The organism is Arthrobacter pascens, from assembly GCF_017052465.1.
In the GTDB taxonomy this organism is placed as follows: Bacteria; Actinomycetota; Actinomycetes; order Actinomycetales; family Micrococcaceae; genus Arthrobacter; species Arthrobacter pascens.
The window spans coordinates 278710-294285 of sequence record NZ_JAFHKT010000151.1; the positions used below are offsets into that span (position 1 = coordinate 278710).

The window sequence follows — 15576 nt, forward strand, 5'->3', positions numbered from 1 at the left end:
GAGCCAGAGACTCAGCCCGAGAAGGCAGACAAGAATGCGTGCAGTCTATGCAACATCGCTCGCCCCTGACGATCCACTTGCCGGACTCGCGATCGGGGACGTGCCGGACACAGAAGCTCCAGCCACGGGCTGGGAGAAGATCACGCTCAAAGCCTCCGCCCTGAATCACCACGACCTGTTCTCCCTCAAAGGCGTACTCGACAAAGAGGATCTGCCGATGGTGCTGGGCTGTGACGGCGCGGGAGTGGATGCGGCCGGCAACGAGGTGATTATCCATCCCGTCGTTGCGAGCCTTGGGTGGCGTGGCGACGAAACGCTGGACCCTGAACGCACAGTCCTCTCGGAACGGTATCCGGGAACCATGGCCGACCACGTATGGGTGCCCGCAGGAAGCACAGTCCCCAAACCAGCGGAACTGAGCTGGGAAGAAGCCGCCTGCCTGCCCACCTCCTGGCTGACTGCCTACAAAATGCTGTTCTCTGTCTCGCCAGCAGCGCCCGGATCCACCATCCTGATCCAAGGAGCCGGTGGAGGGGTCTCCACAGCATTGACATCGTTGGCATCAGCTAGCGGGTTCCGGGTGTGGGTTACCAGCCGCAGCCAGGAAAAACGGCTCCACGCATTGACTCTCGGGGCGGAGCAGGCCTTTGATAGCGGTGCGCGGCTCCCGAACCGGGTGGACGCCGTCTTTGATTCTGTGGGGCAGGCAACATGGGCACATAGCCTCAAGGCGCTGCGACCCGGCGGGGCCGTCATCACGTGCGGGGCAACTTCAGGCAGCACTGCAGCAACCGACTTGAATCGGCTCTTTTTCACCCAACTGAAGATCCTTGGCTCCACCATGGGCACCAGGGACGAACTCGAAAGACTCACCCGATTCCTTGTGGGAACCGGGATACGCCCAACGATCGACACAGTACTGCCACTTGGCGAAGCCATCAAAGGCTTCACCAAGATGCTTGAAGGCAACCTGATCGGAAAGATCGTCTTCATACATTGACCTGGGCGAACCGGCGCGAGCCACGTCCGAGAGGCGACGAACGGTTGAGCCACGGAGTACGTAATGTCTTCGCGGAACTACGTCGCCCTCGTCGATGACCTACTTCGGCGCGGGCATCACAACGAAACCATAGGGATCCTCATCTGCGGTACCAAGAATGACCGCAGCGTCCGGTACAGTCTCGGACGCTCCACCTCACCATGGCCGTCGCCGCATACACCTATGACAGAGTTCCCCCAGACGAACAGCAGGCACTGCCCAACGAAGGGCATATCGTTGCAGCGCTTGAATGGGCTGAACCCAACGCGAATGTCGAAGCCGGCCCGGGAAATTCCTGACCGAACTTGGGTGGACCGAACGTGGAACGGTCGGAAACGGTCAAGGAGCATTGGGACAGTATCGACCCAGCCCCGCAGAAGTGGCCCATCGACAAACCGGGATGCCAGATACTTCCCCGGACCGTCCGGACGCCGTAATGCAGCGCTATGTCGGCTGCTGCGAGCGAGGGAATTATTGGTACCGTCAGGTTGCGATCTAAGAGTTCCTCGAGCGGTTGCCCGAAAAGTCAGAATCGGACTCTACTCTGACAACTTTTCGCCTACTTGCCTGACGTCAGTTTGGGTGTGCTTGAACCGGTTCCGGCAGCCGCGTTCCCTCAACCAGTTGGTGGGCCGGGTCATACCTGTCCGCCGGATGCTCGAGGTGTCTGCTAGCCGCCCAGAGGATCAGGGCGCCTTCTTGGAGTAGTCGGACTCACGCTCGAGCGCAGGGAAGTATTCCAGCAAGGTGGCACGGAACTAGTTGTTCGTCCGGACCCACTCACAGATCAGATCCGTGTGGCGGGCCGTCAGGAGCCGCAAGTCCACGCTGATAATGGCCACGGCGACTGGACGGAAAAATAGCGAAATTGGTGCCGATGCCGTCCTACGTTACACCGCAGGGGATAGCGACTGTCCTGCTGGACTCTTACTGTCCCTCACCCTGGCGCGCACTGGCCGGTCCATGCCGAAGGAGGCGCAGGTGCTCGTGGATCATTGCCACTGCCGTTGAGCCTTCACCGGCCGCAGCCGTTACGCGTTTCACCGATCCATGCCGAACATCACCGGCCGCGAACATGCCGGGGACGCTGGTTTCCAAGGGTAGCCGGCTGCGGCCCAGATGGCTGAACTCAGAAGGAAGCTCCTCGAGATCAGCCCCGGTGAGAACAAAGCCGTGGTCATCCAGGGAGAGCGTACCCTGCAGCCATTCTGTGTGCGGCTTGGCCCCGATGAAGATGAAGAGGTACCGGGAGTCGAAGGTGCGGTGTTCGCTTGTGGCTCCCAGTTCCACGACGATCCGTTCAAGGGCGTCTGAACCGGCTACGCCGACGATGTTGGCCCCGAGCAGCACCTCAATGCCGGCGTGCTCTTCAATCCGTTCCGCGAGGTACCCCGACATGTCCGCGCGGAGGTCTTCCCCGCGGACCACCAGCCGCACTGGTGCTCCCGTTCCGGCCAGGAAAAGCGCGGCCTGTGCCGCGGAGTTTCCACCTCCGACGACGGCCACCGGCTGCGATCCGCAGAGCCTGGCCTCATGGACAGTGGCGGCGTAGAAGACACTGGTCCCCTCGAATTCGTCCAGCCCGGGTACTGGCAGTCGGCGGTAACGCACCCCGGTGGCGAGCAGCGCTGCCCGTGACACGGCGGGTCCGCTTTCGTTGAACTCGGCGCGGAATTCGCCGTCCCTCAACGCGACAGTGTTTGCTCGGCAGGCGACGTTGATCTGGACTCTGAACTTTCGGGCCTGAATGATCGCTCTTTCAGTGAGTTCCCCACCGGAGATTCCGGCGGGAAAGCCCAGGAAGTTCTCGATCCGCGGGGAGGTGGCGGCCTGCCCACCTATCGCAAGGGCTTCCTTGAGGACGACCGACAACCCGTCCGACGCCGCGTAGACGGCGGCCGCCAGCCCGGCCGGGCCGGCCCCGATCACCATGAGATCGTACGAGGCAGAATGCTCTTTCACCACCCGCAGGCCCATGGCGAGGGCCAGATCTGTGTTGGAGGGGTTTCTGAGGACCTGTGAGGCGTTTAGCGCCACTGCGGGCAGGTCACCCGCGAGGATCCCGGCCCGGTTCAGGATTGCCTGTGTCTGCTCGTCGTCCTCCAGATCGACCAGCCGGTGAGGCAGGCGGTTGGCGGCTGCAAATTCCAAGAGGCGAAGCGTGTCACGGCTGAAGCGGGATCCAACGATGCGGATGCCCGCGCCCGCGCTGATCAGCTGGATTCGTCGCTGCAGATATGCTCGCAGGATGGTCTCGCCCACCGCGGCGTCCGCCAGAACCACACGGCGCAGATCGTCCCCGCTGATCTGGAGCACTTCACCTGCCTCTGCGGTTACAGTGCTGACGAAGGCCGGTTGCCCCTCGACCAGGCCCAGTTCCCCGAGGAACCGTCCGGGACCGTGAACTTCGAGGATCCGCGTGCCGGGCGCCGGCTCAGCAGGCTGTCTGCCACCGGCGGCGTGCAGCCCCTCCACGACCAGTACCGTGCCTTGGAGTATGACGAAGAAGTCAGTGTCGAGGTTTCCCTCGTGTATGAGGATTTCACCGGCCGGAGTGGCCCGCCTGGTGCCGGCACGGCCTAACAATTCGATCTGGGCCTGGCCGAGCCGTGGATAGGCGCCGGAGACATCCGGCGTTTCGGTCAGCGTCGAGCGTGCGACAGGTTCCATCAGTTGGTCCCGCCAGCCAGAATCCTAGACGAATGTCTCATGGGGATAGCACCAGCGCCAATCCTCGCCGGGCTCCAGGGAACGAACGATTGGATGCAACTCGGTGGCGTGAGCCCGGGCGTGCCGCATGGGTGAGGAGTCACAACACCCGACATGGCCGCAGGTAAGACACAAACGCAAATGAACCCAGGCAGTGCCCAACGACAGGCATTCCTCGCAACCCTGCGGTGTGCGCACCGGAACCGGACGAATCCGCGCCAGATGCGGATCACGAATTCCAGGAATCATGTCGGCTCCTATGTCGGTCCGGCCCTGGAAACGGGCTCAGGCAGATGGCGGATCAGGTTTTTCATGCAAGCCGGAAGGCCTTGCGCTCGTTGGCAGGCTTTTAGCCCATCGAGAGCCTTGTATCGGGGCTTTCGCCCAGCCTGCGCAGTCCGACCCCGGAGGCGATCAGAAGTATTCCGAAGAGAATTGCGAAGGATGAGAGCAGGCCCAGGAGGCTCAGGATGCCTGGGCCGGGGAAGATGACCAGGAAAAGGCCGAAAAGAGTGGTGACGATGCCTGTGATCAGCCAGAGCCACCACAGCCCGACGGTCCTTTTGACTTCAAAGGCGAGAGCCATCTGGGAGATACCGAGAATAACCGCCCACACACCGATTACGAGTGCGAGCGAAAGGGCGGTGATGCCCGGCCAGACGAAGGCGACGAGTCCGGCGAGCACAGAGATGATGCCGCCCACTAGTTGCCAGATGGACCGGCGCCTCTTGCGCGTGACGTAGTGCACGATGTTGGTGAGGCCGTCAAAGACAGCGTAGATTCCGAAGAGGATCACCAGTGCAAGTACGGAAACACCGGGCCAGATGACAACTAAAATGCCAAACAGCACGGCCGCGATGCCCCGGATAATCAGCGCAGTTCCTGATCCCTTAAACAATTGTTGTGCCAGTGTGTCAGACATAGCCAGACCTCTGTTTCTGGAAACGGTTAATTCGTAAACTTGCCGGCCGCGGCCTTCGAACATGGTCTATTCTTTTGCTGTGCTCCCCAGCGTGACTTTCAATGACTTTGTGTCTTGCCCGCGCTGGAATTCGACGTCGGACTGCTGCCCCGGCTCTTTCTTGCGGATAGCGGCCAGGAGGTCGGTCACACTGGCGATCTTCTGCCCGTCGAACTGGCTGATGATGTCCCCTGGCTGCAGTCCCGCTTTGGCTGCCGGTCCTCCCTGGGCAACTTCGATGACCAGCGCGCCCGACGTCTTGGGGAGGCCAAAGCGGCTTGCGACCTCAGGAGAGATGTCGGTCGGAATAATTCCAAGGACCGCGTGCGTGGCCACCCCGCTCTTCAGTATCTGGTCCGCTACGTCGATCACAGTCGCCGCGGGAGTCACGAACCCGATCGACACGGCGCCCGAGCTGGGTGGCAGATACGCTTCTGAGAGCCCTATGATCTCCGAGTTGTTGTTGACCACGGCTCCACCGGAATTGCCCGGGGAGATGGGCGCGTCCGTCTGGATGAGGTCGATAAGCCCCTGAGGCGATCCCTCTGACGGTGGCATATTACGGTGAAGTGCGGAAACGATGCCCGCCGTGACGGTCTGCTCCAGCCCCAGCGGACTGCCAATAACAACCGCCAGCTGCCCAACTTCGGGAAGCGTCGTCGAGAACCTGGCGGCCGGAAGGTTGCTCCGATCAGTCTTCACCACTGCCACATCGGTTGGGTCGTCAACACCGACGACGGTGGCCAACGCCTGAGATCCGTCCGCGAAGTGGATCCGGACGCTCTTGAACGGCTTCTTTTGATTGTCCTCCACCACGTGGGCGTCCGTGACGATGGTGCCGTCGCTGCGGTAAACCACTCCGCTGCCGATGCCGCCTGATGTCTGGATCGTGACCACAGAGGGCTCGACTTCTCTAACGATCCCAGGAACGGCTGAAAGGTCCCCTGTGGAACTGGAACCCCCAGCGCTGGCGGATTGTGACGGAGCCGGAGGCGACCCTGTACATGCTGACCCGAATATGAGTAATCCCGCGCCGAGAATGGCGGTCCACGCCCGCCTGCGTCCTGGCGCCGGGGGCGAGGCCTTTCCCCCGGCGGCCGCTGGTCTGCTCATACTCATTGGATTCCCGCTGCCTTCTCTGGCTGTCTACGGAGACATGTATCAGTCTGAGTCTCCTCCGCCGCCATCGCGCCCGCATGGCCCCGGGACGCCCAAAAACCGCCCGTATTTGACTCCCTCAGGTCAAAACGCAGGCAGCCGATGCGCGCTTCCACTTCGCGCTTGATCTGAGCCGTCAGCGCGGCCGTGCGGATCGCAGGCGCCAGGCGCGCGTGGCAACGTGCAGGTTGAGGCGGGTCTCGGGGTCAGCAAGGTCAAAACCGGTAATCTGCCGGATGGACTTCAGCCGGTATCGCAGCGTGCTCCGGTGAATGGCAAGGCTGTCGGCCGTGTCGTCGTAGTTGCCGCCGTGATCCATATACTGCGCCAAGGTGTGCACCAGATCAGATCCTCGGCGAGCATCGTTGCTCTGCAGGGCACCTAGCCACTCCTCGACGTAGCCGGAGAGGTCAGTTTCGCTGCCGGGCATGTCGAGGATGCGGTAGATCCCCAGCTGGTCGTAGCGCGTGAGCCCATAGGGGTCGATGGAATGTACCCGGATGTGCAGCGCACGCAGGGCCTCCGCGTAAGAGCGTGGGAGCTGGTTGACATCGCGGCTCGGGCCTCCGATGCCCACAGCTCCGGTGGTGCTACGCAGAGTCCTTGCCGCAACGGTAAAGAGCTCTGTATCGAGCGGATCTCCCGTAGCCACGGCAAGTGTTATGTCCGAACGCCGTGAAACGAGCGCAGGGGTCTGGAGTTCCCGCAGCGTCCTGCGCAGGGCGACCACGACCGTATCGTCCGTTCTTGGCGGTTGCCACTGAGCGACGATGACGTGCTGCGGACCCGTGATGTCATATCCCAATGCCTCGGCACGCACGGCTGCGGTCTCTTCATCCATTCCGGACACCAGTTCATACACCAGGTCGCGCCCCAGCTTCAGTTCCAGCTGGGCAATGCTGCGGCGGTGCGACAACTCGACCTGCAAGAGCCGCGTTCCATACTCCAAGGCGAAGACGTCGTCGGCCGTATAGGGCCTGCCGTTCTCGAGCAAGCACATTGCCCCGAGCACGTCCCTGTCCGGCAGAACCAGAGCAACGAGCCCTCGGGGTTCTTGGACCGGCAAGCCGGAGGCAAGCCAGAGCTGCGCCGTTCGTGACCTGTCGGTTGCGCTGGGCCGGGGGTACGGGCGCCCGGATTTGGTCCCGGCCGCGGCGCGGATATTGCCGAACCCGTCCTCAATGCAGACCGGGCGCCCCGTCAGCAGTGACAGGACTTCCGCCAAAAGGGACTCCCGCGACGTCATTTGTCCGAGGGGGGCGGTGAGAGTGCCATCCAGGGCGTTCTGGATCGACGTTCGGGTTTCGAGCTGCAGTACCGTTGCCGAGAGGATACGCAAGCGATCGTCCATGTCACGGGCATTTGAGAGCAAGGCCGTGTGCTCCTGCTTGTGTGCTCCTGCCGATTCCCCAGCTGGGCCGGGGACTGTTGTTCGGGCCGTTGCGCGTAGCTTGATCATCTGGGCCGGACTCGGAGCCGTGCCGGCGTAGAGGACAAGGCATCCGTTCAGTTCTCCGCTGGCGCCAAAGGTGGAGAGCGCGTATCGCCATCCCGGGGCTGGGGTCGGGAGTGCGGCATCCCTGCCTTGGAGCTGGCGGACATCGTGGCCCTGGGTCGTCGGCGCCCGGTTCGGGCTCGGAATCAGGTGACCGTCCACCACAAGATAGGAAGCTGCTACATGGCAGAATTCCAGTGCAGAAACAGAGTGTAGGGCCTTGCCGAGAATCTCCTCGGCCCTTAGTCGATCGAACATTTAGTTGACCTGCAGTCTCTGTGCACAGCTAAGAGACTCGCTCGTGGGCGAGATGTGTGGCGGCGGATCCCCGAATTATCCCAGCGTCTTCGAGGATACGCCTGTGGAACCTATCCTGGTAGGTCAATTCCCTGGAGCATATTTGGACCCCGGAGGGTCATGCCGTCGTTCCCCTCCACGGGGCAGACTCAACCCTGTAAGGCCCCATGACAAAGCCCTTTGAGCCTCGCGGCCCGGCAGGACAGGGCGTGGAATCATGCGGTGCAATCTCGGGCGGACGTCGCCACAGGACAGGGTCGCGCCCTCTAGGACCGGAGCGAGTCATGGCCAAAGCAGTAGGAATTGATCTTGGGACAACCAATTCAGTGATCGCCGTCTGGGAAGGCGGGGAAGCCCGCGTTATACCCAACGCGGAAGGAGCCCGGACCACGCCCTCGGTTGTGGCTTACACGGACAGCGGGGAACGGCTTGTGGGGCAACTGGCCCGCCGGCAGGCGATTCTCAACCCCAAGGGAACTATCACGTCGGCCAAGCGGTTTATCGGCCGACACTATGACGAGATCACGGATGAGGCCAAGGCCGTGAGTTTCGACGTCGTAGCGGACGACAACGGCGTGGCGCGTTTTCAGGTTCAGGGCAAGAAAGTCGCACCCGAAGAGGTGAGTGCGCTCGTTCTCCGCAAGCTAGTGGACGACGCCGCGAAGCAACTGGGCGAAAAGGTGACGGAGGCCGTTATCACGGTTCCCGCGTACTTTAACGACGCACAGCGCACCGCGACCAAGGACGCGGGCAGGATTGCCGGGCTGGAAGTCCTGCGCATCATCAACGAACCGACGGCAGCCGCGCTGGCGTATGGCATCGACAAACGTCAGCATGAGACGGTTTTGGTTTTCGACCTTGGCGGCGGAACTTTTGATGTGAGCCTGCTGGACGTGGGGGACGGGGTTGTGGAGGTCCGCTCCACGGCGGGTGACACGCACCTTGGCGGAGACGATTTTGACCGCCGCCTTGTCGATTACTTGGCCGACGACTTCCAGAAGCAGGCGGGCATCGACCTCCGGTCGGACGCCCAGGCGTTGCAACGCCTGTTTGAGGCGGCCGAGAAAGCTAAGGTCGAGCTGAGTTCTGTGACCCAGACCCAGGTCAACCTTCCCTTTATCACTGCCGACGCCACGGGCCCCAAGCATCTGACAACCACCGTTCGGCGCTCCGTTTTTGAAGACATCACCCATGACCTGGTGGAACGCACCATGGATCCGGTCAAGCAGGCGATGACGGACGCCAAGGTAACCGCCAACGACATCGATGAAGTGATTTTGGTCGGCGGCTCCACCCGCATTCCCGCGGTACAGAACGTCGTTCGGCGTCTGACCGGCGGCAAAGATCCCAACATGAGCGTCAATCCGGACGAAGTCGTGGCTATCGGTGCGGCGATCCAGGCCGGCGTGCTTAAAGGAGAGGTCTCGGACGTCCTGCTACTAGACGTTGTGCCGCTTTCCCTGGGTGTCGAGACCCGCGGCGGTGTGATGACAAAGATCATCGAGCGCAACACGACCATCCCCGCAAGGCGCAGCGAAGTCTTCTCCACCGCCGACGATAACCAGCCCGCCGTGGACGTGGTGGTCTTGCAGGGGGAGCGGGAACTGGCGGCGGATAATCGGGTGCTGGGCCGGTTCCAGCTGACCGATATCCGGCCAGCGCCTCGCGGAGAACCGCAGATCGAGGTCACGTTCGACGTCGACGCTAACGGCATTCTGAACGTCACCGCCCGCGACAAGGACACGGGCAAGGAACAGGGCATCACCATCAGCGAAGGCTCCAACCTCGACGCCAAGGAAGTCGAGCGCATGATTGCCGAGGCTAAGTCCCACAGAAGCGAGGACCTGCAGAACCGGGAGCGGATCGACACCCTCAACGAACTCGATGCGGTGGCCTACCGTGTTGAGCGGGCCGTCAATGAGCTTGGTGGCGCAGTCCCGGTGCACGACAAGGCCCGAGCGGAGCTGCTGGTTGGCCAGGCGCGCGACGCCGTCAGCAACCAGGCGGACGTTGGCACCGCGAGGGAACTGATTTCCGAGCTTCAGCAGCTGCAGGCGGCGCTGAGTGCCTCCGCTGCCTCCGCGGCCACTGTAGGGGCGGGCCAGGGATCCGCATCTCAGCCCGGAGCGTCCAACGATGTAGATGAGGATGACATCGTCGATGCAGAATTCGATCGTGGCTAGGAACGGCCATGAGCGACCAGGCAGGGCCGGCTGGACAGGCCCATCCAGGAAGTGACGAGGCAGAGGCCGCCGCACCCGATGAAAGGGAAACCGAAGCGGCGGCACAGGCGAACGCGCTGGCCAAAATGGAGGATCTGTGGCGCCGTGCGCTGGCTGACGCAGATAACGTTCGAAAGCGCGCCGCACGGGACGGCGCACAGCTAAGGGCACAGGAGCGCGCAGCGGTCTCTTTGGCGTGGCTGCCTGTCCTGGACAATCTGGAACTGGCCTTGGCTCACGCCCCGTCTGCCGGGGACCCGCTCGTCGATGGCATAGCCGCTATCCGATCCCAGGCCATCGATACCCTGGCCCGCCTGGGCTACCCGCGGATCGACGCCGAGAACGTCCCCTTCGACCCGCGGATTCACGAGGTGGTCAGTGTGTCGGAAACGGACGAGGCTCCCCCCGGGACTGTGTTGACCGTACTGCGCCCGGGCTACGGCGGCACGGACACCATCCTCAGGCCAGCCGCCGTCGTTGTGAGCCGGGCGGTGAACGCTGACCGTGGCTAAGGACCCATATTCCGTTCTCGGCGTCTCCCGGACGGCGGACGCCGACGAGATCCAGCGCGCCTACCGCAAGCTGGCGCGAAAATATCATCCGGACGTCAATCGCGATCCGGACGCCGCTGACCGGTTCAAGGAAATCGGCGAGGCCTACAGCACTCTTTCGGATGCCGAAACGAAGGCGCGCTACGACCGTTTCGGCGCCGATTTCCGGCAGTACGCCAGCAGCGGTGCCGGTCCGGCTGGAGGCACTCCGCGATGGGGGTCCGGCGGCCCTCGGCCAGGTCCGCGGCCGGGACGCGGCGGGTACGGCAACGTCGACGTGAATATGGGTGGCGACGTCGATTGGGAGGATCTGCTCGGTGGCTGGTTCCGTCAGCAGGGAGCAGGCCCGGCCCAGGGGGCGGACCACGAGGCCGAGCTTCGGCTGACCCTCGAAGAAGCGATCCGTGGCGGGCGGCGCACCGTCCGGCTGGCCCAGCCGGGTGGCGAAACCCGGAACTACGACGTCGACGTGCCCCCCGGTGTGCTGGACGGCCAGCGTATCCGCCTCGCGGGGGAGGGCGCCGCGGGCCGCGACGGGGGTCCGCCGGGGGATTTGTTCCTGACCGTACAGATCGAGCCCGGCGCCAAGTACCGGCTCAAGGGCCGGGACATTCACTTCGAACTTCCCGTCACGCCGTCGGAAGCCGCTCTCGGGGCCAAGATCAAGGTCAACGCGCCCGCCGGCCCGGTCAGGATCACCGTACCGGAAGGCTCCTCCAGCGGGCGCCGGCTGCGGCTGCGCGGGCAGGGGATGCCCGATCCGAAGGGGCTGCCGGGGAACCTCTACGCAGAGATCCGCATCGTGGTGCCTCGCCGTCTCAACAAGGAGGAGCGCGAGTTGTACGAGAAGCTCGCTGCAGTATCCGACTTCAATCCGAGGGAGGGGCTGTGACCCTAGCCTATCCATTGGCCTATCCATGGCGCCTGAACCTTGAGGCCGTGGCGCGGAGCAGCGGTGTCCACCCCGACGTCGTCATGAGGTTTGTGGAGCTGGATCTGATCCGGCCGCTGGGCGATGCCTCGGGCGGACCCTGGTTCAGCCCTCGGGCCCCGGAACTGATAGCGCGCGTCATGAGACTCCATTCGGAGCTGTCGCTGAACTACGCGGCAATCCCGTTGGTACTCGATCTGTTGGTGCGGGTCGACTCGCTTGAACGACGATTGGTTGAAATCACGCAGGTGGAAGGGACTGCTTCACGATGAACATGGAGAGTTTGACGCAAAAGTCGCAGGAGGCCTTGGCAGAGGCTCAACGGATAGCCCAACGCAATGGGCACCATGAGACCGACGGCGAACACCTGCTGCTGGCCCTGCTGGAGCAGGAAAGTGGCCTTGTCCCGCGCCTGCTCGTGGGCATGCAGGTGGATGTGGATGAGCTGAGGGCTGCCGTCGAAGCCGAGCTGAGGCGCAAGCCAAAGGTCACGGGCCCGGGAGCGGCACCGGGCCAGGTGTATGTGAGCCGCAGGCTGGGCGCACTCTTGGACGCCGCCGAACGTGAAGCCAAGCGACTCAAAGACGAGTATGTCTCGGTGGAGCACCTGCTGGTTGCCTTGGCGGAGGAAGGACGGTCCACTGCGGCCGGAAGGGTGCTGGCTGATCACGGGATCACCCGCGAGGCATTTCTGTCGGTACTGACCCAAGTACGGGGAAATCAGCGCGTCACATCGGCAACACCGGAGCAGACCTACGAGGCGCTGGAGAAGTACGGCCGCGATCTGGTGGCGGACGCCCGCACCGGAAAGCTGGATCCGGTCATCGGCCGCGACGCGGAAATCCGGCGGGTCGTCCAGATACTTTCACGCAAGACCAAAAACAATCCGGTGCTTATCGGCGAGCCTGGAGTCGGCAAGACCGCCATTGTGGAGGGACTGGCCCAGCGGATCGTCCGGCAGGATGTGCCGGAAGGGCTGAAGAACAAGACCATCTTCTCGCTCGACCTGAGCGCCCTCGTGGCCGGTGCCAAGTACCGCGGCGAGTTCGAGGAGCGGCTGAAGGCGGTGCTGGCCGAGGTGCTGGCGGCAGAAGGCAGGATCCTGCTCTTCGTCGACGAGCTGCACACCGTCGTAGGGGCAGGCGCGTCCGAGGGGTCGATGGACGCCGGGAACATGCTGAAGCCAATGCTGGCCCGCGGGGAGCTGCACATGATCGGCGCCACCACCCTTGACGAATACCGCAAACACATTGAGTCGGATGCGGCTTTGGAACGCCGCTTCCAGCCGGTCACGGTTGACGAGCCCGACGTCGAGGACGCCATTTCCATTCTTCGCGGGCTGCGGGAGCGGCTTGAGGTCTTCCACGGCGTCCGGATCCAGGATAGCGCTCTGGTGGCTGCGGCCACCCTGTCACACCGGTACATCACTGACCGGTTCCTTCCGGACAAGGCCATTGACCTCGTGGATGAGGCGTGCGCCCGGCTGCGGACGGAAATTGATTCGATGCCGGCGGAACTGGATGAGCTTACCCGGAAGGTCACGCGGCTCGAGATCGAAGATGCGGCACTCTCCAAGGAGACCGATCCGGCCAGCAAGACCCGGCTCGAGGAGCTGAGGCGTGAATTGGCGGACCTGCGCGCGGAGGCCGACGCGAAGAGGGCCCAATGGGAAGCCGAGCGCCAGGCGATCCACAAGCTGCAGGAAATCCGAAGTGAACTGGAGCGGGTGCGGCAGGAGGCTGAGGAAGCCGAGCGGAACTACGACCTCAATCGGGCGGCGGAGCTGCGCTACGGACGCATTGCCGACCTCGAACGGCGGCTGATCAGCGAGGAGGAAAGGCTGACCGCGAAACAGGGTGAAAAACGCCTGCTCCGCGAGGTGGTGACGGAGGACGAGATCGCCGAAATCGTGGCGGCCTGGACGGGCATCCCCGTTGCACGGCTGAAGCAGGGCGAACGTGAAAAGGTCCTGCACCTGGATGAAATCCTGCGCGCCCGCGTGGTTGGCCAGGACGAGGCCATCCAGGCGGTCACGGACGCCATCATCCGCGCCCGCTCCGGTATCCGGGATCCCCGCCGGCCCATTGGATCGTTCATCTTCCTGGGCCCGACCGGCGTCGGGAAGACCGAGCTTGCCAAGGCTCTGGCTGCGGCGCTCTTCGACAGCGAGAACGCGATGATCAGGCTGGACATGAGTGAGTACCAGGAGCGCCACACCGTTAGCCGCCTGCTGGGGGCGCCTCCCGGGTACATCGGTTACGACGAGGGCGGCCAGCTCACGGAAGCGGTACGCCGGAAGCCGTACTCGGTGGTGCTGTTCGATGAGGTGGAAAAGGCCCATCCGGACATTTTCAACACCTTGCTGCAGGTCCTCGACGACGGACGGATTACGGACTCGCAGGGCCGCACCGTCGATTTCCGCAACACCGTCATCATCATGACCTCCAATATCGGCTCCCAGTATCTTCTGGAGGGTTCGGCCGAGGGCGGGGTCATCACCGAGGAGGCGCGCGGCATGGTGGTGGGTGAGCTCCGGGCGCATTTCCGCCCCGAGTTCCTCAACCGCGTGGACGATACGGTCCTGTTCGCGCCCCTGGGACTGTCGCAAATCGAACGCATCGTTGATCTTCAGTTCCAGCAGCTCCGGCAGCGGCTGACCGAACAGCAAATACAGCTGCATCTGACCGAGGAGGCGCGCCTTCTGATAGCCGAACGCGGCTTCGATCCGGTCTACGGAGCCCGGCCCCTGCGCCGCTACATTTCCCACGTGGTGGAAACGCAGGTGGGCCGGGCCCTGCTGCGTGGCAGCATCGCGGAGGGCGGAGCGGTCACGGTGACCGCATCCGGAGGGGAACTAGTGGTTGACTACAGCACGATGGAGCTGGAAGGGGCCGGAACAGCATGAACAAGGCCATCATCAAATGTCCCAATTGCGGCAAATCCAACCGCGTGCCGGCCGTCGCCGACGGCAGGCCACGCTGCGGGAGTTGCCGCCGGGAGCTTCCCTGGGTTGTTGAAGCGGGCGACGACGACTTCGGCGAGATCGCCGAAAGGTCCGGCGTTCCGGTACTGGTGGACTTTTGGGCGGTGTGGTGCGGACCCTGCCGGATGGTCAGCCCGGTGCTGGACGAGTTGGCACACGAACGCGCGGGGCGGATCAAACTTGTGAAGGTCGACGTGGACCACGCGCCGCAGCTCTCCGCCAGATTCGCCATTCAGGCAGTGCCAACGTTGCTGGTCATCGTCGACGGCAAGATCGTCGCGAGGCAGGCCGGCGCAGCTCCCGCGCCCGTGCTGAGGTCCTGGCTGGAGGGGGCAATCACGAAGTAGCTCAAGAACAGCGGACGACGGCGCGAATCTCGCCGGGTTGGGGTCAACTGTACTGACACATATTTTCCGGCCTTTCTCACTACAATTGACCCAATGTGGGATCTCTGGACGACTTGTCGGACCAAAAACTGCGCTCTGCAGGGAACTTTGACCGTCGGCCCGACTGTAGAGACAGATTGGCGGGATGAGCCGACTGTGCTGAACGGTACGTACCCGATCCGCTCTCCAGCCGCCAGCGCACCCTAACATCGAGTTCCAGGCATTTCCAGAAGAACGTCAAGACACTGGGAGCGACGACGTCAGGTTGGGGTGTGCCCTAACCGGACGCTCTCCCTGCCCATGAGCCAGGTACTCCGGACCTGATGAGTCCGGTTACACAAGGGGCCGTGTTCGCCAAAACTTTGAACAGGCCGGCCCAGCTCAGAAGGCACGAATAGTTTGAAATCGAATATGCACGCAAACCAGTGTTTGTGGTGGTCCCGAGACTAGCCCACTGCAAAAACAAGGGCGCCCGCCACCCCGGGAGGGAGGCTGGCGGGGCGCCTTTTACAGTACGCTTCCAGCTGTCGTAGGGGTCGGCCATGCCGATGTATTGGGTAGTGGGTGTATTCGGCGATTCGTTCTGAGCCGCCTTCGCGGCCTAGGCCGGACTGTTTGACACCGCCGAAGGGTGCTGCGGCGGTGGAGATGACGCCGGCGTTGAACCCGACCATGCCGAATTCGATCTGTTCGGCCACGCGCAGGAGCCGGTTGAAGTCCCGGCTGTAGAGGTAGGAGGCGAGCCCGTATTCGCTGGCGTTGGCCAGCCGGATGGCGTCTTCCTCCATGGCGGGTTCGGTGCCGCGTCCGGTGTTCAGGGCGCCCATGCGGCGGCGAACTTCCC

At 63.3% G+C, this 15576-nt stretch carries 12 protein-coding genes and 1 pseudogene; 7 read left to right on the forward strand and 6 right to left on the reverse strand.

The window, feature by feature from the left end:
- Window positions 1-34: 34 nt before the first annotated feature.
- On the forward strand, window positions 35-1000 hold the full coding sequence (locus JYA52_RS19460; RefSeq protein WP_205654929.1) for a zinc-binding dehydrogenase: 966 nt from the start codon (window positions 35-37) through the stop codon (window positions 998-1000).
- 966 nt (window positions 1001-1966) lie between these two features.
- Here the strand turns inward: JYA52_RS19460 and JYA52_RS19470 are convergent.
- From JYA52_RS19470 to JYA52_RS19490, 5 genes are all read right to left on the reverse strand, one after another.
- Window positions 1967-3709: an FAD-dependent oxidoreductase gene (locus JYA52_RS19470; RefSeq protein ID WP_205654931.1), complete on the reverse strand. Its 1743-nt coding sequence runs from the start codon at window positions 3707-3709 to the stop codon at window positions 1967-1969.
- 24 nt (window positions 3710-3733) lie between these two features.
- Window positions 3734-3997: a UBP-type zinc finger domain-containing protein gene (locus JYA52_RS19475; RefSeq protein ID WP_205654933.1), complete on the reverse strand. Its 264-nt coding sequence runs from the start codon at window positions 3995-3997 to the stop codon at window positions 3734-3736.
- Between the two features lie 100 nt (window positions 3998-4097).
- A complete protein-coding gene (locus JYA52_RS19480) occupies window positions 4098-4670 on the reverse strand; it encodes an HdeD family acid-resistance protein (protein WP_205654934.1) in 573 nt (190 codons plus the stop codon).
- 66 nt (window positions 4671-4736) lie between these two features.
- Window positions 4737-5606 (reverse strand): S1C family serine protease, encoded by an 870-nt coding sequence (locus JYA52_RS19485; protein WP_205654936.1) that lies wholly within the window; start codon window positions 5604-5606, stop codon window positions 4737-4739.
- Window positions 5607-6003: 397 nt separating this feature from the next.
- The gene (locus JYA52_RS19490; protein ID WP_240460548.1) at window positions 6004-7218 is read right to left on the reverse strand and encodes a PucR family transcriptional regulator; all 1215 of its coding nucleotides are present in this window, start codon (window positions 7216-7218) and stop codon (window positions 6004-6006) included.
- Between the two features lie 725 nt (window positions 7219-7943).
- Between JYA52_RS19490 and dnaK the strand changes: the two genes are divergently transcribed.
- From dnaK to trxA, 6 genes are read left to right on the forward strand one after another with little or no spacing between them, the layout of a single operon-like run.
- A complete protein-coding gene (dnaK, locus tag JYA52_RS19495; protein WP_205654939.1) occupies window positions 7944-9842 on the forward strand; it encodes a molecular chaperone DnaK in 1899 nt (632 codons plus the stop codon).
- An 8-nt stretch (window positions 9843-9850) separates the two neighbouring features.
- Window positions 9851-10393, forward strand: coding sequence for a nucleotide exchange factor GrpE (locus JYA52_RS19500; protein WP_205654941.1), 543 nt, complete (start codon window positions 9851-9853; stop codon window positions 10391-10393).
- The gene (locus tag JYA52_RS19505) at window positions 10386-11324 is read left to right on the forward strand and encodes a DnaJ C-terminal domain-containing protein (protein ID WP_205654942.1); all 939 of its coding nucleotides are present in this window, start codon (window positions 10386-10388) and stop codon (window positions 11322-11324) included. Before JYA52_RS19500 ends, JYA52_RS19505 begins: the two co-directional genes overlap by 8 nt.
- On the forward strand, window positions 11321-11635 hold the full coding sequence (locus JYA52_RS19510) for a chaperone modulator CbpM (RefSeq protein ID WP_205654944.1): 315 nt from the start codon (window positions 11321-11323) through the stop codon (window positions 11633-11635). Before JYA52_RS19505 ends, JYA52_RS19510 begins: the two co-directional genes overlap by 4 nt.
- Window positions 11632-14268, forward strand: coding sequence for an ATP-dependent chaperone ClpB (clpB, locus tag JYA52_RS19515; RefSeq protein WP_205654946.1), 2637 nt, complete (start codon window positions 11632-11634; stop codon window positions 14266-14268). Before JYA52_RS19510 ends, clpB begins: the two co-directional genes overlap by 4 nt.
- Entirely contained in the window at window positions 14265-14693 is a 429-nt protein-coding gene (gene trxA, locus JYA52_RS19520) for a thioredoxin (RefSeq protein WP_205654948.1), read from the forward strand. The genes clpB and trxA overlap by 4 nt, the downstream gene beginning before the upstream one ends.
- Window positions 14694-15261: 568 nt before the next feature.
- Here trxA and JYA52_RS19525 read toward each other — a convergent pair.
- Window positions 15262-15517: pseudogene (locus JYA52_RS19525) on the reverse strand (aldehyde dehydrogenase family protein); the annotation flags it as partial.
- Window positions 15518-15576: the final 59 nt, after the last annotated feature.